The organism is Williamsia muralis NBRC 105860 (assembly GCF_001598915.1).
Classification (GTDB): Bacteria; Actinomycetota; Actinomycetes; order Mycobacteriales; family Mycobacteriaceae; genus Williamsia; species Williamsia muralis.
The window spans coordinates 135,412-159,089 of the sequence record NZ_BDAP01000005.1; the positions used below are offsets into that span (position 1 = coordinate 135,412).

Consider the following 23,678-nt stretch of genomic DNA (forward strand, 5'->3'; position numbering starts at 1 on the left):
CTTCCGCTCAGAACTCGAACGTGATGCCGCGTTCGAGCACGCCTTCGCTCGCCTCGTGCCGGACGGTGGTCCCGATCTCGACGACGTAGCGGCCGCGGCCCTCCGGTACCCCGGAGACCGCGAATCCGAGGCGGCATCGGTTGTCGGAGAGTTCAGGTGCGCCGAGTGTGCCCTCTTCCAGAATGGTGAGCTCCTCGTCGAGGATGCGCACTCGAGCACCGACCTTGAGGTCTTCGAATTCGCCTGTGCCACCGCAGATGTCAGCGGATGGCACGGCATATTGGCCGCCGGTGAGGACAACTTCGCCTTCGGCGGTGAAGTCGCGGCCTTGCACACCCCAGGCCATGGCACCGAGCGCGATGACGGCGAGCACAACACCGACGACGGCACTGACGATGATGATCGGTGTCCGAGTGCGCCGTTGCCAGGTGCGGGGCGGCAGATCAGGTCCGGGCGCCAGCCAGTACTGCGGCGTCTGCTGCGCTGGATACATGATTCAAGTCTGCCTCATCGGCGCGTCGGGTCAGCCGCGTGGCGGGAAGTACTTGATGAGCGCTTCTTGGACCACGGTCGTCGCCAGCAAGCCCTCGCGGGTGAAGAACCGTCCCGAAGCCAGCCCTCGCGAGCCGGCCGCGACCGGCGATTCACTTGCGTACAGCAACCAGTCATCAAACCGGAACTCGCGGTGGAACCACATCGAATGATTGACGGTGGCGGCGAACAACCGGTCGATCCCCCAGGACAATCCGTGTGTTGTCAGGATCGAATCGAGCACTGTGGTGTCCGAGGCGTAGCAGAGCGCTGCGATGTGCAGAAGCGGGTCGTCGGGCATCTGGCCGTCGGTACGCATCCACACCCGGTTGTGTTCCAGGGTGTCGCCTGACTCGCGCACTTTCCACGTGGGGTCGTTGGCGAAGCGAATGTCGATGGGATGCAACGCATTCACGAACATGGCGATGCGATCTTCAAAACCCTTGAAGTGTTCACCGAGTGGTGGCAGGTCCTCGGGGTACGGCACATCGGGGATCTGCACCGAATGCTCCAGGCCGGCTTTGTTGTCCTGGAAGGCGACCAGCATCGACAGGATCTCTTCGCCGTCCTGCAGTGCGGTGACCAGACGATTGGCGAACGGTTTTCCGTCTCGCAGACGGGTGACGTGGTACTCCAGCGGTTTGGTCACGTCCCCGCCGCGGATGAAATGCGCGTGCAGCGCATGCACGGGCGTGGGCCGCGGAACACTGCGCCCGGCAGCCACCACACCTTGACCGAGCAGCTGACCGCCGAACGTGCGTGGCCCCATCTGAGCGGGGTGGACGCCGATGAAGACGTCGGTCTCGCGTTCCTCCAGATCGAAGAGCGCCAGCAGTTTGTTCAGGTCGGACGTCGAGCCGGGGGCATCAGTCACAGGACGAATGCTAGCTGAGCTGTGTCTGATGGCTCGCTCCGCTCGCGGGCTGGTGGCCCGGGTCACGCGCTCTTCCTTCGTCGACTCAGTCGCTGCGCTCCCTCGCTCCTCTGTCCAGAGCACGCGGGGCCACCCGCGACAATCACTCGCTTCGCTCGCTCACTCAAAACTCGCGAGGGAGCGTAAGCGACCGATGCGAGCCCCGGAGGTGTGGCCGAGCGAGGGAGCGCAAGCGACCAAAGCGAACCTGGGAGGTGTGGCCACGCGCGTTCTGGACTGACGATGAACGAGCGCCAGCGATGTGAAGAGGAGGGAAGAACGCGCGATGACGGCCACACCGACAAAGCGAGCGGAGCGAGCCATCAAACACCGGCGGAGCGAGCAAATATCAGTGGTCGTCTTCACCGATCCTGTGCACATGGATCAGGTTGGTGGTGCCGACGGTGCCGGGAGGGGCTCCGGCGACGATGACCACCTGGTCACCGACTTTGAGGCGCCCGATTTCCAGGAGCGCTTGGTCCACCTGACGAATCATGGCGTCGGTGGATTCGACGCGCGGGACGATGAATGTCTCTGTGCCCCAGCTCATTGCGAGTTGGCTGCGTACCTCGGGCAGCGGGGTGAACGCGAGCAGCGGCAGTCGGGTGTGCAGGCGCGCGAGCCTGCGGACCGTGTCGCCGGACTGGGTGAACGCGACGAGGGCTTTTGCGTCGAGGCGTTCGCCGATGTCGCGGGCGGCGTAGGAGATGATGCCGCGTTTGGTGCGCGGGACGTGTGAGAGCGGCGGGACGTCGCGGGGTCCGCTTTCCACTGCCTTCACGATGCGGGCCATGGTCTGGACGGTTTCCATGACGTACTTGCCGACCGAGGTCTCACCGGAGAGCATCACGGCGTCGGCGCCGTCGAGCACAGCGTTGGCCACGTCTGACGCCTCGGCGCGGGTGGGTCGCGAGTTCTCGATCATCGACTCGAGCATCTGGGTGGCGACGATCACCGGCTTGGCGTTCTCGCGGGCCATCTGGATGGCCCGTTTCTGCACCAGTGGGACCTCTTCGAGGGGCAGCTCGACGCCGAGGTCACCGCGGGCGACCATCACTGCGTCGAATGCCAGGATGACGGCTTCGAGGTTGTCGATGGCCTCGGGCTTTTCGAGCTTCGCGATGACGGGGACCCGGCGGCCCACGCGATCCATGATGGTGTGGACCAGTTCGATGTCGGCCGGCGAACGGACGAAAGACAGGGCGATCAGGTCGACGCCGAGCTTCAGGGCGAACTCGAGGTCGGCTTCGTCCTTGTCGGACATCGCGGGCACCGAGACGTTCATCCCTGGGAGGGAGACGCCTTTGTTGTTGCTGACGGGTCCGCCTTCGGTCACCGTGCAGATGACGTCGTTCTGGTCGATGTCGGTGACGGTCAGCCCCACCTTGCCGTCGTCGACGAGCAGTCGGTCGCCGGGGCGGGCGTCAACGGCCAGTTGCTTGTAGGTGGTCGACACGCGTTCGGCGGTGCCTTCGCAGTCATCGACGGTGATGCGGACCTGCTTACCCGCGGGCCACTGCACCGGTCCGTCGGCGAACGTTCCCAACCGGATCTTCGGGCCCTGCAGGTCGGCGAGGATGCCCACCGCATGTCCGGTGGTGTCGGAGGCCTTGCGCACGCGGTTGTACATTTCTCGGTGGTCTTCGTGTTTGCCGTGGCTGAAGTTCAGCCGGGCCACATCCATGCCACTCTCGACCAACTCACGCACGCGCTCGTCGGTTGCAGTTGCAGGACCCAGGGTGCACACGATTTTGGTACGTCGATTCACTCCGCCGAGCCTAGTCCGCGACGGCGATCTCCTCCACGTAAGCACCCAAGACGTCACGTGAAATTACGTCGAACTCCGCCTTTGGCCCCGTCGTGGGTGCCGCCGCGGCAGTCCGTCGTCAGCGAACCGAGAGCGGAAGCGCCGCGGGATGAACCGGTGAGGGCAAATCCGATTCGCCCATCAGGAACTCATCGACACCACGCGCCGCCGCCCGCCCCTCGGCGATCGCCCACACCACCAGCGACGCCCCGCGGTGGGCATCGCCACAGACGAACACCCCGGGCGTGTCGGTCTGCCAGTCGCTGCCACAGGACAGCGCGCCGCGGCCGTTGGGGGCCAACTCGAGGTCGGTCAGCAACGTGGTGCGTTCGACACCCTCGAACCCGATCGCGAAAAGTGCCAATTCGCAGGGCATTTCGAACTCATCCCCCACCGGCACGACATTTCGTCTGCCGTTGTCGTCGCGTTCGACGGTGACCTCGGCCAGCACCATCGCGGTGACGTTGCCGTTGTCATCGCCAAGGAAACGTTGCACCGCAACCTGATATCTACGCTCGCCACCCTCGACGTGCGCGGCGGAGTCGCGCAAGATCAACGGCCATGTCGGCCAGGGTGAGAGGCTCTCGTCCCGTTCCGGTGGCAACTCGGGGTTGTAGTCGAGCTGGGTGACCGACGCAGCGCCCTGCCGGTGGGCGGTACCCAGGCAGTCGGCTCCGGTGTCGCCGCCGCCGATGATCACCACATGTTTGCCGTGCGCGGAGATCGGTGACGCCCCGTCGCCCTCACACTCGCGATTGGCGGGCACCAGATGCTCCATGGCGAGGTGGACACCGCCCAGCTCACGTCCGGGCACCTCGGGGTTGTCGCGGGCCCTGAGCGCGCCGACAGCGAGGACGACGGCGTCGTGACGGTCGCGGAGCTCGGCGACGGTCAGGTCTTCTCCGACGTTGCACTCGGTGACGAACTCGGTGCCCTCCCCCTTCATCTGGGCGATCCGCCGGTCGATGTCCGATTTCTGCATCTTGTACTCGGGGATGCCGTACCGGAGCAGACCGCCGATCCGGTCGTCTCGCTCGTAGACGGTCACCGCGTGACCTGCGCGGGTGAGCTGTTGCGCGGCCGCCAGACCAGCGGGACCTGAACCGACGACCGCGACCGATTTGCCGGACAGTGTCGCCGAGGTCTGCGGGACGACGAGTCCCTCCCGCCACGCCTCTTCGGCAATCGTCTTCTCGATGCGCTTGATGGTGACGCTGCCGCCGGTGGTGGCGTGCGAGATGGACAGCACGCAGGCCGCCTCGCAGGGCGCCGGGCAGAGCTTGCCGGTGAACTCGGGGAAGTTGTTGGTGGCGTGCAGGCGGTCACTGGCCGCATCCCACCGGCCACGGCGCACCAGGTCGTTCCATTCGGGGATCAGGTTGCCCAACGGGCAACCTGCAGATCCGGAGTGACAGAACGGGATTCCGCAGTCCATGCACCTGCGGGCCTGCTCGGAGACGTGCTGGTTCTCCTTGTCGGGGTCTTTGTCGACGTAGACCTCACGCCAATCGTTGACCCGTTCGTACACCGGCCGGGTCGGGGCCTCGGTCTTGCCGACCTCCAGGAATCCGCGCGGATCAGCCACGAGCCGCCTCCATGATCGCAGCTTCCACGTCGCGTCCTTCCGCTTCGGCCATCCGGGCGGCGTCGAGCACCCGCTGGTAGTCGGTGGGCATCACCTTGGTGAACTTGCGGCTTCGCCGAGGCCAGTCGGCGAGCATCGACGCCCCCACCGCCGATCCCGTGAGTTCGACGTGTCTGCGGATGTGTTCGTGCAGGAACAGCAGGTCGTCGGGGTCCGGATTCTGCAGCGCCACCATCGCCTGGTTCACCATGCCCGGATCGAGGCGGTAGACGTACGCGATGCCACCGGACATCCCCGCCGCGAGGTTGCGGCCGGTGGGTCCGAGGATCAGCACCCGCCCGCCCGTCATGTACTCGCAGGCATGGTCGCCCACACCTTCGACCACGGCCGTGGCGCCGGAGTTGCGCACCGAGAACCGTTCGCCGACTCGGCCGCGCAGATAGACCTCGCCGCTGGTGGCCCCGTACAGGATGGTGTTGCCGGCGATGACCTGGTCTTCGGCGATGAACAGGGCGTCGGGATGCGGCCGGACGATGATCTTTCCGCCGCACAGCCCCTTTCCGACGTAGTCGTTGGCGTCGCCGGTGAGGTTCAGCGTGATACCCGGCGGGAGAAACGCCCCCAGCGATTGGCCGGCGGACCCCGTCAACGACACCGTGATCGTGTCTTCGGCCAGACCATCTGCGCCGTACCGTCGCGTCACCTCTGACCCCAGCAGGGTTCCGACCGTGCGGTTGACGTTACGAACGGGCAGGTCGAGGGTCACCGGGTGCGCATCTTCGAGCGCTCCCTCCGCCAGCTGGATCAAGGTCTGGTCCAGCGCCTTGTCGAGGGCGTGGTACTGCTCGCGGGTCCGCCGCCTCGGGGAGTCGGTGTCGGCCGTGTGGAAGATCGGCGACAGGTCGATCCCCTTCGACTTCCAGTGCGCCACCCCGGGGGCGGTGTGGAGCGCATCGGAACGTCCGATCGCTTCATCGAGGGTCCGGAATCCGAGCATCGCGAGATGCTCGCGGACATCCTCGGCGACGAACTTGAAGAAGTTCACGATGTGCTCGGCCTTGCCCGTGAACCGGGCTCGCAACTTGGGGTTCTGTGTCGCCACACCCACGGGGCATGTGTCGAGATGGCAGACCCTCATCATGATGCAGCCGGCCACGATCAGCGGGGCGGTGGAGAATCCGAACTCCTCGGCACCGAGCAGGGCCGCGACCATGACGTCCCGGCCGGTGCGCAGCGCCCCGTCACACTGGACGGTGATCCGGTCGCGTAAACCGTTGAGCATCAACGTCTGTTGGGCATCGGCAAGACCGATCTCCCACGGGGTGCCCGCGTGTTTGAGCGAGGTCAGCGGGGACGCACCCGTCCCGCCGTCGTGGCCAGAGATGAGCACCACGTCGGCGTGGGCCTTGGACACACCGGTCGCGACCGTACCCACACCCATCGCGCTGACGAGCTTCACGTGGATGCGCGCCTGCGGGTTGGCGTTCTTGAGGTCGTGGATCAGCTGGGCCAGATCCTCGATCGAATAGATGTCGTGGTGCGGGGGCGGCGAGATGAGCGCGACGCCCGGCGTGGAGTGCCGTGTCTTGGCGATCCACGGGTACACCTTGTAGGCGGGCAGCTGCCCACCCTCACCCGGTTTGGCACCCTGCGCCATCTTGATCTGGATGTCGGTCGCGTTGACGAGGTAGTCGCTGGTGACACCGAAGCGCCCCGAGGCCACCTGCTTCACCGCGCTCCGGCGCGTGGGGTCGTAGAGCCGATCGGTGTCCTCACCGCCCTCACCCGAGTTCGACCGTCCACCGATGCTGTTCATGGCGATGGCGATCGTCTCGTGTGCCTCGGCCGAGATCGACCCGTAGCTCATCGCGCCGGTGTTGAACCGCGTCATGATCGACTCGACCGATTCGACCTCGTCGAGTGGGATCGGCTCGCGACCCTCGGTGTCGAACTCGAACAGCCCACGCAAGGTGCCGCCCTCGCGGGAGAGCCGGTTCACCTCGTCGGTGTATTTGCGGTAGACGTCGGTTCGGCCGGACTTGCTGGCGTGCTGCAACAAGAACACCGTCTCCGGGCTGAACAGGTGCAGCTCACCTTCACGGCGGTACTGATATTCGCCACCGACCTCGAGCCGGCGGTAGACCTGCTCGGTGGGGTTGGGCGGGTAGGCCCGGTGGTGACGGATCCGGACCTCCTCGGCCAGTTCGTCCAGTCCGACCCCGCCGATACGCGACACCGTACGGGTGAAGTACTCCTTCACCAGGTCGCCGGAGAGTCCTACGGCTTCGAAACACTGTGCAGCCGTGTAACTTCCGACGGTCGAGATGCCCATTTTGCTCATCACCTTGAGCACACCCTTGCCCAGTCCCTGCAAGTAGTTACGAACCGCCTTCGACGGGGTGACGCCGGTGAGTTCGCCTTCGCGGACAAGGTCTTCGATGGTCTCGAATGCCAGATACGGGTTCACTGCTGCGGCTCCGAAGCCGATGAGCAGCGCGACGTGATGCACCTCGCGCGCATCACCGGTCTCGACGACAAGACCGACCCGAGTGCGTTCCTTCGTGCGGATCAGATGGTGGTGCACGGCAGACGTCGCGAGCAACGACGGGATCGGCGCATTGTCCCGGTCGGCCTCGCGGTCACTGATCACCAGCGTCGAATAGCCGTTCGCGATCGCCTCACTGGCCCGCCTGCGCAGTTCTTCGAGCGCGCGTTCCAGACCCGGTCCCCCTTCGGCGACCGGGTAGTGCGCGCGCAGCACCTTGGCAGCCAGGCCCCGGTGATTGCCGTCGTCGTTGATGTGCACGATCTTGGCCAGCTCATCGTTGTTCAACACCGGCCAGGGCAGCAGGATCTGCCGGCACGACGCCGCACTCGGGTGCAGCAGATTCTGCTCGGGACCCATCACCCGAGCCATGGAGGTCACGATCTCCTCGCGGATCGCGTCCAGCGGTGGATTGGTGACCTGTGCGAACAGTTCCACGAAGTAGTCGTAGAGCAGACGCGAACGCTGTGAGAGCACGGCGATCGGGGTGTCGGTGCCCATCGAGCCCAGCGCCTCGTACCCGGAGGCAGCCATCGGGGTGATCAGGACGCGCAGGTCCTCTTCGGTGTACCCGAACGACACCTGCCTGCGGACCACACTTTCGTGGGTCGGCAGGAACCGGGGACGCTCCGGGAGCCTGGCCAGTTCGAGCAGTCCGGCGTGCAGCCACTCCTCGTACGGCTGTTCACCGATCAGCTGGCCCTTGATCTCCTCATCGGTGATCCGCCGGCCCTCCGCGGTGTCGATCAGGAACATCTTGCCCGGCTCGAGACGGCCCTTGGCGACGATGTCGTCGGTGGGGATGTCGAGTACGCCCGCTTCGGAGGCAAGGACCACCCGTCCGTCGCGGGTCTGCCACCAGCGCCCGGGCCGCAGTCCGTTGCGGTCGAGCACAGCACCGACCATCGTGCCGTCGGTGAAGGTGACGCAGGCCGGACCGTCCCATGCCTCCATCATCGAGGCGTGGAACTGGCAGAACGCGCGGCGCCGAGGATCCATGTCGGGCACGTTCTCCCAGGCCTCGGGCACCATCATCATCACGCAGTGCGGCACGCTGCGACCACCGAGGTGCAGTAGCTCCAACACCTCGTCGAGCGACGCGGAGTCGGAGGCATCCGGGGTGCAGATCGGGAACAGCCGCTTGAGGTCGCCGGGGATCAGGTCGGTGTCCAGAAGCGCTTCGCGGGCCCGCATCCGATTCCGGTTGCCCCGAACGGTGTTGATCTCCCCGTTGTGGGCGACAAACCGGAACGGGTGCGCCAGGGGCCAGGACGGGAAGGTGTTGGTGGAGAACCGCGAGTGCACGATCGCGATGGCACTCTCGGCCCGCTCATCGCGCAGATCCGGGTAGTAGAGCGGCAACTGCTTGGTGGTCAGCATGCCCTTGTAGACGATGGTGCGACTGGACAGCGAGGCGAAATACAATCCGCTGCCGTCGGCCTCGAGGTCCGGTGTGACCCGCTCCGCGCGTTTACGCAGCGGGTACACGAGCCGGTCGAGCTCCAGCCCCGACGGTGCGATGCCGTCGTCGTCGAGTGGTCCGCTGACGAACAGCTGGCTCATGAACGGCATGCAGCCCCGCGCCGTCTCACCGATGTCGGCCTCATCCACCTCGACGGGCAGGTCTCGCCAGCCCAAGATTCGGAGGTTCTCCTCGGCGGCGATGTCCTCCACCCGGGTGATCGCACGTCGTCGGGCGCCCGGGTCGGCAGGGAGAAAACAGATTCCCGCAGCAAAAGTGTTCTCGCCGTTGAGGTTTGCCGGAGGCAGGTCGAACTCGACCACCTCACGTAAAAAGGCGTGGGGAACCTGCATCAGAATGCCCGCGCCGTCACCGCTGTTGGTCTGAGCTCCAGCCGCGCCGCGGTGATCGAGGTTCTCGAGGGCAAGAAGGCCGTCGGCGACGATCGAATGGGAACGCCGTCCGTGGATGTCGGCGACCATCGCCACACCACAGGAATCGACTTCGTTGTCCGGGTCGTACAGACCCTGGGCTTCGGGGAGCTGAGAGAACAGCAAATCCGACCTCCACGCCTTGCCCCCGCCTCGCGGGGGAACCAGCCAGCAATCCTCAGGACGTCTCTGGCCCGTGGGGTGAACACGACGCTGCGAACTTCACAGTGGCGTAAGTTCCGATGTTAGCAGCAAAGGTGGAGGAAAGACCGGGTCAGTTGGGGCTCTCGTCGGCCTCGGTTGCGGTGTCTGGCTTGGGCTTCCGATACGGTTTCGCGGCCTTGTCGAGCTTCGGGTCCCCGGTGGTCTCGATGTCGGGATCCGGGGGCAGATCGTCCGGGGGCGGCGGAGGCAGTTCTGTCTCGGTTGCCGACTCGCCGGGTTCGGCCGTCTCGGGATCGGCCTGGTCGGGTTCGGCTGTCTCCGCGTTCTTCGTCTCGGGCTCGGACTTGTCCGTCGCCGAGGTTTCCTGCTCGGTGGTCGTTGCTGCGGTGGCGCCTGCAGTCGCAGGCTTGTCCACCGTCTCGGTATCCGCGGCATCCGCCGACTCGGCCGCGCCGATCTCAGCCGGTGCATTCGCATCGGGTGCGGTCTCGACCGGTGTGGTCTCGTCCGGTGTTGCCTCCGCGGTCGTCGTCGACGGCGCTTCGGACTCGCGCCCGGCAACCGGTCCAGCCGACTCGGCCGACTTGTCGAGATCGACGCGCCGGGTGCGGGTCGAATCGTCGTCGGAGTTCTTCGCGGTGCCCGCCGCAGCAACCGTCGCCGGTTCGCGTTCGTCTTCGACGTACCCGTCGACGGGGTGCTCGGTGGGTCCGGCCTCGGGGGCCGCACCTGGGTGATAGATCTCGTGCGGCGTCTCCCGGCCCTTGGGCGCGATGACCACATACAGGGCCGCGCAGACGAACACCAGCGCCGAGGTGAACAGGTTGATCCTGATGTCCCACAGCATGGTGGCCGGGTCTGTCCGGAGGGTTTCGATGACAAAGCGCCCGACGCAGTAGCCGGCCACATAGAGCGCGAACAGCCGCCCATGGCCGATCCGGAACCGACGGTCGATGATGATCAGTGCGGCCACGATCAGCAGGTTCCACAGCAGCTCGTAGAGGAACGTCGGCTGCACGATCGCGTAGACCTCGCCGGTGGACTTGCCGTCGATGAGGTTGGGGCTGGTGAAGCCCGAGGAATCCGACCTCTCGTAGATCTTCAGACCCCAGGGCAGATCGGTCCGGTCTCCATAGAGTTCCTGATTGAACCAGTTGCCCAGCCGGCCGATGGCCTGGGCGAGCAAGATCGGTGGAGCGATGGCATCGCCGAAGGGCGGAAGCTTGATCCCGGCGCGGCGAGCCCCGATCCATGCGCCGAGGGCGCCGAATGCCACGGCGCCCCAGATACCCAGTCCGCCGTCCCAGATCTTGAAGGCGTCGACCGGCTCTTTCGCGCCGTCGCCGAAGTACGTGTTCCAGTCGGTGATCACGTGGTAGATGCGGCCACCGATCAGACCGAACGGAACCGCCCAGATGGCCACGTCCAGCACTTCGCCATCACGGCCGCCCCGTGCCATCCAGCGTCGGTTGCCCCACCAGATCGCGACGACGATGCCGACGATGATGCAGAGCGCGTAGGCCCTCAGCGGGAAGGGACCGAGATGCCAGACACCCTGCGACGGGCTGGGGATGTACGCCAGCAGCTCAGTGGTCACGAAGGGACCTCGGTCGACACCGGGTCTTGCCCGGCGTACGTCGCCCGGACGCCCTCGGCGAGTTCGACAGTCAGTGCACGAAGCGCGTCGCCGCCCTCGGCCACCGCGCTCACCAGAGCGGATCCGACGATCACGCCGTCGGCGTATCCGGCGATCTCGGCGGCCTGCGCCTTGCTGCGTACACCCAGTCCGACCCCGATCGGGATGTCCGAGTGCAGGCGGATGCGGGCACAGAGTTCCGGGGCCATGGTGGAGACGCTGTCGCGGGCGCCGGTGACGCCCATCGTGGAGGCCGCGTAGACGAAGCCGCTGCTGGCCTCGAGTGTCATGGCCAACCGCTCCTCGGTGGACGACGGTGCCACCAAGAAGATGCGGTCGAGATGGTGCTCGTGGGACGCAGCGATCCAGCTGTCTGCTTCCTCGGGGATCAGGTTGGGGGTGATCAGGCCCAGGCCGCCGGCGCCGGCGAGGTCACGCGCGAACGCATCCACGCCGTATTGGAGAACTGGGTTCCAGTAGGTCATCACCACTGCGCTGCCGCCCGCGTCGGAGATCGCCTCGACGGCGGTGAACACGTCTCGGACGCGCACACCCGAGCGCAATGCCTGATCGGCCGCGTCCTGGATCGTCGGTCCGTCCATGACCGGGTCGGAGTACGGCACCCCGACCTCGATGATGTCGCAGCCGGCATCGACCATGGTGCGCATCGCGTCCAGCGACCCCGGAAGATCCGGGTAGCCCACCGGCAGGTACCCGATCAGCGCGCTGCGCTTCTCCTCGCGGCAACGGGCGAACAGGGGGCCGAGCCGGGAGTCGGCCGTCGGGGATTCAGACATGACCATCCACTTCGAAGAGTCCGAACCACTTGGCGGCGGTATCGACGTCTTTGTCACCACGTCCGGACAGGTTGACCACGATGATCGAGTCGGGACCGAGTTCCTGGCCGAGTTTGAGGGCACCGGCGACGGCGTGCGCCGATTCGATCGCCGGGATGATGCCCTCCTTGCGACTCAGAAGCGCCAGTGCGTCCATCGCCTCTGTATCGGTGATCGGCCGGTATTCGGCCCGTCCGATGTCCTTGAGGTGTGCGTGCTCGGGTCCGACTCCGGGGTAGTCCAGTCCGGCCGAGATGGAGTGCGACTCCGTGGTCTGACCGTCGCTGTCCTGCAGGAGGTAGGAGTACGCACCCTGGAAGGCGCCCGGGGTTCCGCCGGTGAACGTTGCCGCGTGCCTGCCGGTGTCGACGCCGTCACCGGCAGCCTCGTAGCCGATCAGCCGAACATCGGTGTCCTCGAGGAACGGGTGGAATATGCCGATCGCGTTCGACCCGCCGCCGACGCAGGCGACGACCGCGTCGGGCAGTCGACCCGCCGCTTGCTGGATCTGCTGGCGCGCCTCGAGCCCGACCACTCGTTGGAGGTCTCGGACCATCATCGGGAACGGGTGTGGACCGGCCGCGGTACCGAAGCAGTAGTACGTGTCGTGGGCGTTGGTCACCCAGTCACGCATCGCCTCGTTGATGGCGTCTTTCAAAGTCGCCGAGCCGGTTTCGACCGCAACGACCGACGCACCGAGCAGTCGCATCCGGGCGACGTTGAGCGCTTGCCGTTCGGTGTCGACGCGACCCATGTAGATGATGCATTCCTGGCCCAGCATCGCGCAGGCGGTCGCGGTGGCCACACCGTGTTGGCCGGCACCGGTTTCGGCGATGATGCGGTTCTTGCCCATCTTCTTCGCGAGCAACGCCTGACCGAGCACGTTGTTGATCTTGTGAGAACCCGTGTGGTTCAGGTCTTCTCGTTTGAGGAAGATACGTGCACCGCCGGCGAGCTCGGAGAGACGCCGGGCTTCGTACATCGGTGAGGGGCGACCGGTGTAGTCGCGCTGGAGCCGGTCGAGCTCCCCGAGGAACTCGTCGTCCGAACGCACCTTCTCGTAGGCGGCGGTCACTTCCTCGATGACGGCCATCAGGGCCTCGGGGACGTGCCGTCCGCCGTAGACACCGAAGTGCCCGCCGCGATCCGGTTCGAACGACGTCCGGGAGGCGAGCCCGGCACTGGCCGGGGGCAGATCCGAGAACGACTGGGACGGTGAAGCAGATGAGGACGAAGACGTCATGTTGCGGCGAAGGCCTAACGGACTGGTTTGGGACAGGACGGGTGGGTTCCGGCGGTCACCAGTTCGGATACCGCGGCGCGCGGGTCACCTGAGGTGACGAGCCCCTCCCCGACCAGCACGGCATCCGCGCCGGCGCCGGCGTAGGCCAGCAGGTCGGCGGTGCCGCGTACTCCGGACTCGGCGATCCGGATGACCTCGGTGGGCAGCCCGGGAGCGATGCGAGCAAAGCTGTCCCGGTCGACTTCGAGGGTTTTGAGATTGCGGGCGTTGACGCCCACCACCGACGCACCGGCCTGTAGGGCCCGGTCGGCTTCTTCTTCGGTGTGGACCTCCACCAGCGCCGTCATCCCGAGCGACTCGGTGCGGTCGAGCAGCGACGCCAGGACGTTCTGTTCGAGCGCGGCGACGATGAGCAGGATGACGTCGGCGCCATGAGCCCGCGCCTCGTGGATCTGATAGGGCCCGACGATGAAGTCTTTGCGGAGGACGGGCACCTGTACCGCGGCGCGAACCGCGTCGAGGTCGGCGAGCGAACCGCGGAACTTCCGTTCCTCGGTGAGCACACTGATGATCCGGGCTCCGCCGGACTCGTAAGCGGTGGCCAACGCGGCCGGATCGATGATGTCGGCCAGATCGCCCTTGGACGGGCTGGCCCGCTTCACCTCGGCGATGACACCGATGCCGGGTTCCCGCAACGCGGCTTGGGCGTCCTTGGGTTCCGGCGCTTTGGCCGAGGCGGCCTTGATGGACGCGAAGTCGATCACGGACTCACGTGCGGCGACGTCTGCTTTCACCCCGGCAAGTATCGAGTCAAGGACGGTTTGCGTGCTCATGATCAACCCCTTTCTCACGCTACTGGCGAGGTTGCGCGCAACACGCTAACGGCCACAGCTGCTCGTGATTTCCGTACACAAAGGGTAGCTGCGCTGCCATACCGTTCGGATTCGGGGTACCAGGCCGGTACGTGAGACGCGTCACGGTTGCCGATCGGACGGACCGACGGTCGGATCATCGCCTGTGTCGAGGGCGTCCCAAAGCATGCGTTCGTTGTTCGGCGCACCGTCCGCGGCCGCCTCGTTGGACGAGGTGCCACCACCCTCCCGAGGGTCGTTCGAGCCGGAGATTCGCCCCGACTTCTTGTCCGCCTCACGCTTGGCGAACACCTGCTCCTCGAGCTCGGCCCGGCGTGCCGCAGGCGATTTGTACTTCGACGACATGGGGGCATCCAGGGCGGCCGTCTGCAGCATGACCACGGCCCCGAGCACTGCTGCCAGCGCACCGAGAAGCACGACAATGCCTGGCAGCACCGAGGTGTCGACCTCGAGCGGCTGATACCGCGCCGGCATGTCGATCACCTTCGCGGCGTAGGTCGTGTGGTCATCGCCGGTGAGAAGGGTGATCGCGGGCAGGATCCCGAGCACGGCAATGGCCGCGACGATGACGGCGGCGATTCGCAGCGCCCACCCACGCAGAGAGGCGGCCGCAGCGATCCCGGCCAGCAGGACGATCGCGAGCGGGGTCAACAGCAGCGTCCAGTCCGAGCCTTTGACCGTGAACGTGCGGGGCGGCGCCATGCCGTCTGCGGCGATCAGTTCGGCCCACGTCATGCGTGAGGCGGCCCAGAACGCAACCGCCGCCACTCCGAGCAGAACGGCGATCACGCCGAGCCGCCGGCCACGTCCACCACCGCGACGGCCGGCCACCGCCTCACCGGACGACAGTTCGCCGGGGTTCGTCGTATCGCCGGGTTCGGTCATCGGTCGCCACCCACTCGTGACATCGTCTCGGCGGCGGCGATGGCCTTGAGGACACCTCGCGCCTTGTTGCTCGCCTCGTTGTACTCGTAGTCAGCCTGACTGTCGGCCACCACGCCTCCTCCGGCCTGCACGTAGGCCCGGCCCTCGGTCATCACCGCGGTACGGATCGCGATGGCGGTGTCCGCATCGCCGGCGAAGTCGAGGTAACCGACCACACCCCCGTACAGACCTCGCCGCGTCTTCTCGTGCTCGTCGATCAGTTCCATCGCGCGCACCTTGGGTGCTCCGGTCAGGGTCCCCGCCGGGAAGCACGCGTTCACCGCGTCGAGCGCGGTGCTGTCATCACGCAGGTGGCCCGACACCGTGGACACCAGGTGCATGACATGGCTGTACCGCTCGATGTGCCGGTAGTCGCTGACCTGCACGGTGCCCGGTTCACACACGCGGCCGAGATCGTTGCGTCCCAGATCCACGAGCATCAGGTGCTCGGAGTTCTCCTTCTCGTCCGCCAGCAGATCCTTCTCGAGCAGCAGGTCGTCCGCCTCGGTGTCCCCACGCCAGCGGGTACCCGCGATCGGATGAGTGGTTGCCACCGAATCCTTGACGGTCACAAGCGCTTCCGGGCTGGATCCGACGATCGTGAAGTCCGCGCGTCCGATGCCGGGGATGCGCAGGAGGTACATGTACGGGCTGGGGTTCGTGGTGCGCAGCACCCGGTACACGTCGATCGGATCGGCATCGGTCTGCATCTCGAAACGCATGGACGGTACAACCTGGAATGCCTCGCCGGCCTCGATCTCCGACACGAGGCTGGTGACGATGGTGCCGTACTCCTCACGGGTGCGCTGAGCAGTGAACTCCGGCTCGACCGGCCGATAGGTGGACACCGTCGAGGGCGCCGGAGCGGCGAGCGCCTCCGTCATCGTGTCGAGCCGGGCGAGCGCATCGGCGTAGGCGAGCTCGGCGCGTTCGGCGGTGCCGTCCCAGTTGACCGCGTTGGCGATCAGCGTGATGGTGCCCTCGTGGTGGTCGACTGCTGCGATGTCGGTGGCGAGCATCATCAGCATCTCGGGCAGGTGCAGATCGTTCTCGGTGGTGTCGGGCAGACGCTCGAGCCGCCGAACGGCGTCGTACGCCAGGAACCCGACGAACCCGCCGGTCAACGGAGGCAAACCGGGCAGCCGGTCCGTCGCCAAGATCTTCAACGCCTCGGCGAGTGCGGCAAGTGGGTCGCCGCCTGACGGCGCGCCGGCCGGCCTGGTCCCCCACCACGTCGCCTCCCCGTCCACGGAGGTCAACGCAGACGGTGAACCCGCCCCGATGAACGACCATCGCGACCACGAGCGCCCGTTCTCCGCCGACTCCAGCAAGAAGGTCCCGGGCCGGTCGCCGGCCAGTTTGTGGTACGTCGACAGCGGGGTCTCCGCGTCGGCGAGAACCTTGCGGGTCACCGGGACCACCCGATGGTCGGCGGCGAGGTCGAGGAACTCGGCCAGCGTGGTGGTGTCTGAGAAACCCCCGGCGGGTGCGGCGGCTGTGGTCTTGTTCGGCATCCCGACCATCATTTCATCAACGGACTTCGTCCCGGTCGGCCGCCGCTATTGACCGAGCGGTTCCCCACCGACACCCCACTGCGTGCGTGGTACCTCGGTGATCGTGACCCACACGGAATCAGGGTTCTTCCCGGTTGCGCGGGCGTAGGCCTCGGTGACCGCGGCGATGGTCTCGCGCTTGACCCGGTCGCTGAGTCCTGGGGTCTGAGAGATCTGGATCAACGGCATGTCGGCCTCACTGTTTCGCTGGGTTCTGCGTCGCTGGAATTGTGCGGTCGCTGTGGGTTCTGACGGCAGCTGCTCACGAGATGGACGTGAAGAGAACGTCCGCGTCGAAGCAACTGTGGTCGCCGGTGTGGCAAGCCCCGCCGGTCTGCTCGACCGTGAGCAGCACGGTGTCACCGTCACAGTCCAGGCGCACCTCGAGAACCTTCTGGGTGTGGCCACTGGTGGCGCCCTTGATCCACTGGGTGCCGCGTGATCTGGAGAAGTACGTGGCCTCACGGGTGGCGAGGGTTCGTTCGAGGGCGTCGTCATCCATCCACGCAACCATCAGCACATCGCCGGTCCCGGCTTCTTGCACCACCGCGCAGATCAGACCGTCGGCATTGCGCTTGAGCTTGCCGGCTGTCTCCGGGTCGAGCGACATGGGAACTCCTGGGGTTGAAACGGGCCGCGCGCTAGCGAACCGGGATGGACTCGGCCCGCATCGCGTCCTTGACCTGACCGATGGTGAGCTGGCCGAAATGGAACACCGAGGCGGCCAGCACCGCGTCTGCCCCGCAACGCACCGCAGGGACAAAATGTTCCAGCGCGCCCGCTCCGCCACTGGCGATCACCGGGACCTGGACCGCGGCCCGGACAGCGGTGATCATGTCGAGATCGAAACCGTTCTTGGTGCCGTCCGCGTCCATCGAGTTCAGCAGGATCTCCCCGACCCCGAGGTCCTGGCCGCGTCTGGCCCATTCGACCGCGTCGATGCCGGTGCCCTTACGGCCTCCGTGGGTGGTGACCTCCCAACCCGATGGGGTCGGTGACTCGCCGTCGGGCACAGTGCGGGCGTCGACGGACAGCACGATGCACTGCGATCCGAAGTGCCGGCTCATCTCGCCGAGCACATCGGGGTTGGCGATGGCGGCGGTGTTCACACCGACCTTGTCCGCACCGGCCCGCAGCAATCGGTCCACGTCGGCGACCGTGCGGACACCGCCGCCCACGGTGAGCGGGATGAACACCTGATCGGCGGTGCGCTTGACCACGTCGAGCATGGTGCCGCGGTTACCGCTGGAGGCGGTGACGTCGAGGAAGGTGAGCTCGTCGGCCCCGTCCGCGTCGTATGCGGCGGCCAGTTCCACAGGGTCGCCGGCGTCGCGCAGGTTCTGGAAGTTGACCCCTTTGACCACACGGCCGGCATCGACGTCCAGACACGGGATGACCCGTACGGCGACCGTCATCGGTATTTCTCCTTCGGAACCTCGAACGCACGTGGATCGCCGAGCTGCGAGATGAGCTCGACCAGTTCGCCGTGCACCCCTGGCCCAGCGGCCAGGATGGACGGCGAGTTGACCGTCCACGGTTCGCCCGCGAGGTCGCTGATCTGACCACCCGCAGCGAGCACCAGCGCGGCGCCCGCCGCGTTGTCCCAGGCGTGGTGGCCGAAGCTGATCGCGCCGTTGATCTGGCCACCGGCGGTCAGGGCCAGGTCGAAGCCGGTACTGCCGAACAGACGCAGTCGGGCGGTCCGTCTGCTGAGTTCGCCGAGCAACTCCACCCGGAACGACCCGGGGTAGCGCCCCCGGCTGTCGAGGTTGAAGGCACCGAAGGCCAGCATCGCTTCGTCGAGTCGCAGGGTCGGCAGCGGATCGAGCAGCTTGCCGTTGCAGGTGAGCCCGCCACCCACGAACCCGGCGTACTTCAGATCCGAGAGCGGGAGCCAGGTGAGTCCCAGCACCGGCAGTCCGTTGTGCAGCAGCGCCAGCAGGATCCCGGCCACCGGCACCCCGGCCGAGTAGTTGAACGTGCCGTCGATCGGATCGACCACCCAGACGGTGCCTTCGGTGAGGTCGGGGCCGCCGTACTCCTCGCCGTGCACACCGATCCCGGTGCGCTCCTGCAGTTCGGCCGAGATGATCCGTTCCAGCTCCAGATCGAACTCAGTGGCAAAGTCGGTGTGGCCCTTGGTGATCGCGCTGGGTGCACCCAGACCATCACGAAAGCGGGCGGTGACCGAGTCGAGCACGTCGGCCGCGGTGGCGAGCAGACGGTTCGGATCGAGGTCGGCCGGGAAACCGGGGACGTCGGTGGCGGTCATGCGGGTTCGACGTTCATGACGACACCGCCGCAAGCGCCTCCACCAGGGTGAACCGCCCGGCATACAGTGCCTTGCCCACGATGGCGCCTTCGACGCCACCCTCGACCAGACCGGCGATCGCCACGAGGTCGTCAAGAGTCGACACCCCACCTGAGGCGACGACGGGGGCATCGGTCTTCGAGGTGACCTCGCGCAGCAGTTCGAGATTGGGCCCGGTGAGGGTGCCGTCCTTGGTCACGTCGGTGACGACGTAGCGGCTACAGCCGTCGCGCTCGAGCCGGGTCAGAACCTCCCAGAGGTCGCCGCCGTCGGACACCCATCCCCGCCCTCGCAACCGGTACGAGCCGTCGACGAACTGGACGTCGAGACCCACCGCGATCCGGTCGCCGTGTTCGGCGATCGCGCGCGAGCACCACTGTGGGTTCTCCAGTGCAGCGGTGCCGAGGTTCACCCGCGCACAGCCGGTGGCGAGCGCGGCCTTGAGGGAATCGTCGTCGCGGATACCGCCCGACAGTTCGACCTTCACGTCCAGCTCACCGATCACCTCGGCCAGCAACTCGCGGTTGCTGCCCCGGCCGAACGCCGCGTCGAGGTCCACCAGATGCACCCACTCGGCACCGTCGCGCTGCCACGTCAATGCGGCCTCTCGCGGAGAACCGTAGGACGTCTCGCTGCCTGCGGCGCCCTGCACCAGCCGCACCGCCTGGCCATCGGCCACGTCGACCGCCGGAAGCAGTTCAAGTCGTGAGCTCATGCTGTGTGTCAATCCCTTTCGGTGTTCTTCGGGTCGATCTCGGCGCCACCGGCATGGGCTGCCCGGTCAACCATCCGGTTGGCCACAATACCCATCGCCGCGACCGCGACCACCAGTGCCAGCAGCGCGACGACCAGGGCGGCCAGCGGTGCGACCTGCGCCAACCAGATCACCACGGGCACCGAGAGCACCAGAACCGCCGTGCCGGCGCCGAGTGCGAACACGGCGAGTCGGGCAAAAGAGAACTGGCGCGCCGGGCTCATCGCCGTCCGCGCGTGATCGCGGTCGGGCAGGTCGAGCTCACTTCAACGACCGCACCCAGTTGCGCAGGAGCCGGGCTCCGGCGTCACCGGACTTCTCCGGGTGGAACTGGGTCGCACTCAGTGGGCCGTTCTCAACGGCGGCGAGAAATCGACCACCGTGTTCGGACCACGTGAGCTTGGCGGGTTTGAAATGTCCCTCGGAGTGCAGTTCCCATGTCTGCGCCGCATAGGAGTGCACAAAATAGAACCGCTCATCGGCGGGCATACCCTCGAAGAGGACCGAATCCGGCTCCGCCTCAACGGTATTCCAGCCCATGTGTGGGAGCACCGGGGCAGGCAGCGCACTGACCGTGCCCGGCCACTGCCCGCACCCGTCCGCCTCGACACCGAACTCGACGCCCCGTTCGAACAGGATCTGCATTCCGACGCAGATGCCCAGCACCGGGCGACCGCCGGCGAGCCGATCATCGATGATGCGGTCGCCCTTGATCTCGCGCAGCCCTTCCATGCATGTCGCGAAGGCTCCGACGCCGGGCACGACGAGTCCGTCGGCCTCCAGGGCCGTGTGTGCGTCCGAGGTAACGGTGACGTCGGCACCGGTGCGCTCGAGCGCTCGCTGCGCCGAGCGCAGATTGCCTGATCCGTAGTCGAGGATGGCGACTGTGCGGCCTTCGGTGCCGCTTCCGGTGTTGCTCACAGCGCACCTTTCGTCGAGGGAACCCCGCTCACCCGCGGGTCTGGCTCCACCGCCGCCCGCAGAGCGCGTGCCACTGCCTTGAACTGCGCCTCGGTGATGTGGTGGGGATCGCGACCGTACAGCGTGCGGACATGCAGTGCGATCTGTGCGTTCATCGCCAGGGATTCGAACACGTGCTTGTTGATCACCGTGTGGTACGGCACACCCGGATTGCCACCGATCGTGCTGGTGAGAAGGTGGTCGGGTTCTCCGGTAAACACGCAGTAGGGCCGGCCCGAGACGTCGACGATCGCCTGCGCGAGTGTCTCGTCCATGGGGATCCATGCGTCGCCGAAGCGACGGATACCCGATTTGTCACCCAACGCCTGTCGAATCGCCTGGCCGAGCACGATCGCGGTGTCCTCGACGGTGTGGTGCGCCTCGATCTCCACGTCGCCCTTCGCCGCGACGGTCAGGTCGAAACTGCCGTGTGCCCCGAACGCGGTGAGCATGTGGTCGTAGAAGGCCACCCCCGTGGAGATCTCGGTGTTGCCGGTGCCGTCGAGGTTGATCTCGACGGTGATGGATGATTCGCGGGTGGTGCGCTCGATTCGCGCGACGCGAGCCTGGGTTGTCATTGTTGTTGTCCTCCTACGAGGTCGGAGCCGGCCAGTTCGGCACTGCGTGCCAGCAGTGCGTCGTTCTCGGCGGGCAGGCCGATGGTCGCACGCAGATGCCCGGCGATGAGCATGTCCCGGATCAGCACACCGCCGTCGAGATAGTGCTGCCAGGTGGCGGTGGCGTCGGCGAAGTCGCCGAACAGGATGAAGTTGGCGTCGGAGTCGACCACGTGGAAGCCCAGGTCGGTCAGTCCCGCGGTGACCCGTTCGCGCTCGGCGACGATGGCCGCGACTCCCGCGAGGGTGTCGTCGGCGTGCCGCAGTGCCGCGCGCGCGGCAGCCTGCGTGATCACCGAGAGGTGATACGGCAAACGGACCAGCAACAGGGCGTCGATCATGGCCGGGTCGGCGGCCAGGTAACCGAGCCGTCCTCCGGCGAAGGCGAACGCCTTGCTCATGGTCCGGCTGACAACAACCGTGGCCGGGAACTCCTCGATCAGGGCGACAGCGCTCGGTGCCGCGGAGAACTCCGCATAGGCCTCGTCGACGATGACGATGCCGGGCGCCGCCGCCGCGACTGCCCGCATCTCGTCCAGCGGTATCGAGCCACCCGTCGGATTGTTCGGCGACGTCAGGAACACCACGTCGGGCCGCAGTTCCTCGATCGCGGCCAGTGCCACGTCGAGGTCGAACGAGAAATCGGCGCTGCGCTTGGCCTCGATCCAGGTGGTGTCGATACCCGTGGAGATGATCGGATGCATCGAGTACGAGGGCACGAATCCGAGTGCCGTTCGTCCCGGCCCGCCGAAGGCCTGCAACAACTGCTGCAGCACTTCATTGGATCCGTTTGCTGCCCACAGGTTCTCGACACCGAGCCGAATGCCGGTCCGGGTGGTGAGGTATGCGGCCAGATCCGTACGCAGGGCAACGGCGTCGCGATCGGGATAGCGGTGCAACTGACTTGCCGCAGCACGCACCGACTCTGCCAGGTCGTCGACCAGTGCCTGCGACGGTGGGTGCGGGTTCTCGTTGGTGTTCAGCCGATAGGGGACTTCCAGTTGCGGTGCGCCATAGGGTGATTGGCCCCTCAGCGACTCGCGGAGCGGAAGGTCGTCCAACCCGATGCGGCTACTGGGAGCGCTCACCGCTGCTCGCCGCCGGTACTGTCCACCGCGCCGGCGAACCGCAGGCGGACAGCTTCGCCGTGGGCGGGAAGATCCTCGGCACGCGCAAGTGTCTGCACATGCCCGGAGACCTCTTTGAGAGCGGCCTCGTCGTAGTCGATGACGTGCACGCCACGCAGGAATGTCTGTACCGACAGTCCCGAACTGTACCGAGCCGACCCCGATGTGGGCAGCACGTGATTGGAACCCGCGCAGTAGTCACCCAGACTGACCGGCGAAAAGTCGCCGACGAAGATGGCGCCGGCGCTGTGCACCTGCGCCGCAACACCCTTGGCATCGCGGGTCTGGATCTCGAGGTGCTCGGCCGCGTAGGCATTGACCACCCGGAGTCCCTGCTCGATGTCGTCGACGAGGATCACCCCTGATTGCGGTCCGCCCAGCGCGGTGCGTACCCGTTCGCTGTGTGTGGTGCGCTCGATCTGTACTTCGAGTTCGGCCTCCACTGCATCGGCCAAGGCCGTGCTGTCGGTGACCAGGACAGACGCAGCCATCACATCGTGCTCGGCCTGACTGATGAGATCGGCGGCCACATTGACCGGGTTCGCCGAATCGTCCGCGAGGATCGCGATCTCGGTGGGCCCTGCCTCCGAGTCGATCCCGACAACGCTGCGGCACAACCGTTTTGCGGCGGTGACGTAGATGTTGCCGGGGCCGGTGATGAGGTCGACCGGGTCGAGGTCGGTGCCATCGGTGTCGGTGCCGCCGTAGGTGAGCAGTGCCACCGCCTGCGCGCCGCCCACCGCCCACACCTCGGTGACCCCGAGCAGCGCGCACGCCGCCAAGATGGTCGGGTGCGGCCTGCCACCGAACTGCGCCTGAGGCGGGGAACTGACCACCAGGGTGTCGACGCCGGCTTCCTGGGCAGGCACCACGTTCATCACGACACTGGAGGGGTACACGGCGTTGCCGCCGGGCACGTACAGACCCACGCGGCTCACGGGGATCCAGCGCTCGGTCACCGTTCCGCCTGGACTGACCTCAGTTGTCACATCGGTGCGGCGCTGGTCGGCGTGCACCTTCCGAGCCCGGTCGATGGACTCGGTGAGTGCGGCGCGGACGTCCGGGTCGATGTCGGCCAGAGCCTGGTCGATCAACTCGGCCGGGACCCGCACGGTGTCGGGTGCGACGCCGTCGAACTTTTTCCCGTACTCCAGGGCGGCCTCGGCCCCGCGGTCGCGGATCGCGTCGATCACCGGCTTGACCTGTCCGAGGACTGCGTCGACGTCGGTCGCGCCGCGCGGCATCGCCCGGCGCAGTTGAGCAGTGGTGGCACGGGCACCGCGTAGGTCGGTGCGGGCAAGCATCGGCGAATACTCCTGACGGGTGGGTCGGCGATCCATAGTGCGCTATGGATCCGAGTTCAAGGATATGCGGTGCGGCCAGCCGTTTTCACCGGCGGCCCTACG

Annotated in this window: 21 protein-coding genes; all 21 read right to left on the reverse strand. The window is 66.6% G+C overall.

Translation table 11 applies throughout. The annotated features are described in order from the left end of the window. Positions 1-7: 7 nt before the first annotated feature. Positions 8-493 carry a hypothetical protein gene (locus WIMU1_RS18600; RefSeq protein ID WP_062799420.1) on the reverse strand — a complete coding sequence of 162 codons (486 nt, stop codon included), beginning with the start codon at positions 491-493 and terminating at the stop codon, positions 8-10. 30 nt (positions 494-523) lie between these two features. Further along, positions 524-1,405, reverse strand: coding sequence for an acyl-CoA thioesterase (locus tag WIMU1_RS18605; protein ID WP_062799421.1), 882 nt, complete (start codon positions 1,403-1,405; stop codon positions 524-526). 388 nt (positions 1,406-1,793) lie between these two features. After that, positions 1,794-3,212, reverse strand: coding sequence for a pyruvate kinase (pyk, locus tag WIMU1_RS18610; RefSeq protein ID WP_023960951.1), 1,419 nt, complete (start codon positions 3,210-3,212; stop codon positions 1,794-1,796). Positions 3,213-3,330: 118 nt separating this feature from the next. Then, positions 3,331-4,836: a glutamate synthase subunit beta gene (locus WIMU1_RS18615; protein ID WP_062799423.1), complete on the reverse strand. Its 1,506-nt coding sequence runs from the start codon at positions 4,834-4,836 to the stop codon at positions 3,331-3,333. Beyond that, positions 4,829-9,400, reverse strand: coding sequence for a glutamate synthase large subunit (gene gltB / locus WIMU1_RS18620; protein WP_062799424.1), 4,572 nt, complete (start codon positions 9,398-9,400; stop codon positions 4,829-4,831). The genes WIMU1_RS18615 and gltB overlap by 8 nt, the downstream gene beginning before the upstream one ends. Positions 9,401-9,548: 148 nt before the next feature. Further along, positions 9,549-11,036: a prolipoprotein diacylglyceryl transferase gene (gene lgt / locus WIMU1_RS26720; protein WP_084248381.1), complete on the reverse strand. Its 1,488-nt coding sequence runs from the start codon at positions 11,034-11,036 to the stop codon at positions 9,549-9,551. Then, entirely contained in the window at positions 11,033-11,872 is an 840-nt protein-coding gene (gene trpA, locus WIMU1_RS18630) for a tryptophan synthase subunit alpha (protein ID WP_062799829.1), read from the reverse strand. Before trpA ends, lgt begins: the two co-directional genes overlap by 4 nt. Then, positions 11,865-13,154, reverse strand: coding sequence for a tryptophan synthase subunit beta (trpB, locus tag WIMU1_RS18635; protein WP_023960960.1), 1,290 nt, complete (start codon positions 13,152-13,154; stop codon positions 11,865-11,867). The genes trpA and trpB overlap by 8 nt, the downstream gene beginning before the upstream one ends. A gap of 14 nt (positions 13,155-13,168) precedes the next feature. Then, complete coding sequence (trpC, locus tag WIMU1_RS18640; protein ID WP_030172965.1) at positions 13,169-13,987, reverse strand: indole-3-glycerol phosphate synthase TrpC; 819 nt, start codon at positions 13,985-13,987, stop codon at positions 13,169-13,171. Between the two features lie 141 nt (positions 13,988-14,128). After that, a complete protein-coding gene (locus WIMU1_RS18645) occupies positions 14,129-14,911 on the reverse strand; it encodes a Trp biosynthesis-associated membrane protein (RefSeq protein ID WP_084248382.1) in 783 nt (260 codons plus the stop codon). Then, positions 14,908-16,476, reverse strand: coding sequence for an anthranilate synthase component I (locus tag WIMU1_RS18650; protein ID WP_084248383.1), 1,569 nt, complete (start codon positions 16,474-16,476; stop codon positions 14,908-14,910). The genes WIMU1_RS18645 and WIMU1_RS18650 overlap by 4 nt, the downstream gene beginning before the upstream one ends. A gap of 33 nt (positions 16,477-16,509) precedes the next feature. Beyond that, a complete protein-coding gene (locus WIMU1_RS26905) occupies positions 16,510-16,872 on the reverse strand; it encodes a tautomerase family protein (protein ID WP_371850306.1) in 363 nt (120 codons plus the stop codon). Beyond that, positions 16,766-17,113, reverse strand: a complete 348-nt coding sequence (hisI, locus tag WIMU1_RS18660; protein ID WP_062799427.1) for a phosphoribosyl-AMP cyclohydrolase — start codon at positions 17,111-17,113, stop codon at positions 16,766-16,768. Before hisI ends, WIMU1_RS26905 begins: the two co-directional genes overlap by 107 nt. A gap of 31 nt (positions 17,114-17,144) precedes the next feature. Further along, positions 17,145-17,918 carry an imidazole glycerol phosphate synthase subunit HisF gene (gene hisF / locus WIMU1_RS18665; protein ID WP_023960971.1) on the reverse strand — a complete coding sequence of 258 codons (774 nt, stop codon included), beginning with the start codon at positions 17,916-17,918 and terminating at the stop codon, positions 17,145-17,147. Beyond that, entirely contained in the window at positions 17,915-18,775 is an 861-nt protein-coding gene (locus WIMU1_RS18670; RefSeq protein WP_023960973.1) for an inositol monophosphatase family protein, read from the reverse strand. The genes hisF and WIMU1_RS18670 overlap by 4 nt, the downstream gene beginning before the upstream one ends. Positions 18,776-18,788: 13 nt before the next feature. Further along, a complete protein-coding gene (priA, locus tag WIMU1_RS18675; protein ID WP_062799429.1) occupies positions 18,789-19,529 on the reverse strand; it encodes a bifunctional 1-(5-phosphoribosyl)-5-((5-phosphoribosylamino)methylideneamino)imidazole-4-carboxamide isomerase/phosphoribosylanthranilate isomerase PriA in 741 nt (246 codons plus the stop codon). 8 nt (positions 19,530-19,537) lie between these two features. Then, on the reverse strand, positions 19,538-19,792 hold the full coding sequence (locus tag WIMU1_RS18680; RefSeq protein WP_062799431.1) for a hypothetical protein: 255 nt from the start codon (positions 19,790-19,792) through the stop codon (positions 19,538-19,540). Between the two features lie 37 nt (positions 19,793-19,829). Continuing rightward, the gene (gene hisH, locus WIMU1_RS18685) at positions 19,830-20,489 is read right to left on the reverse strand and encodes an imidazole glycerol phosphate synthase subunit HisH (protein ID WP_023960979.1); all 660 of its coding nucleotides are present in this window, start codon (positions 20,487-20,489) and stop codon (positions 19,830-19,832) included. After that, positions 20,486-21,106 carry an imidazoleglycerol-phosphate dehydratase HisB gene (gene hisB / locus WIMU1_RS18690; protein ID WP_062799433.1) on the reverse strand — a complete coding sequence of 207 codons (621 nt, stop codon included), beginning with the start codon at positions 21,104-21,106 and terminating at the stop codon, positions 20,486-20,488. The genes hisH and hisB overlap by 4 nt, the downstream gene beginning before the upstream one ends. Continuing rightward, positions 21,103-22,233, reverse strand: coding sequence for a histidinol-phosphate transaminase (locus tag WIMU1_RS18695; RefSeq protein WP_062799434.1), 1,131 nt, complete (start codon positions 22,231-22,233; stop codon positions 21,103-21,105). The genes hisB and WIMU1_RS18695 overlap by 4 nt, the downstream gene beginning before the upstream one ends. Further along, entirely contained in the window at positions 22,230-23,576 is a 1,347-nt protein-coding gene (hisD, locus tag WIMU1_RS18700) for a histidinol dehydrogenase (RefSeq protein WP_062799834.1), read from the reverse strand. Before hisD ends, WIMU1_RS18695 begins: the two co-directional genes overlap by 4 nt. Positions 23,577-23,678: the final 102 nt, after the last annotated feature.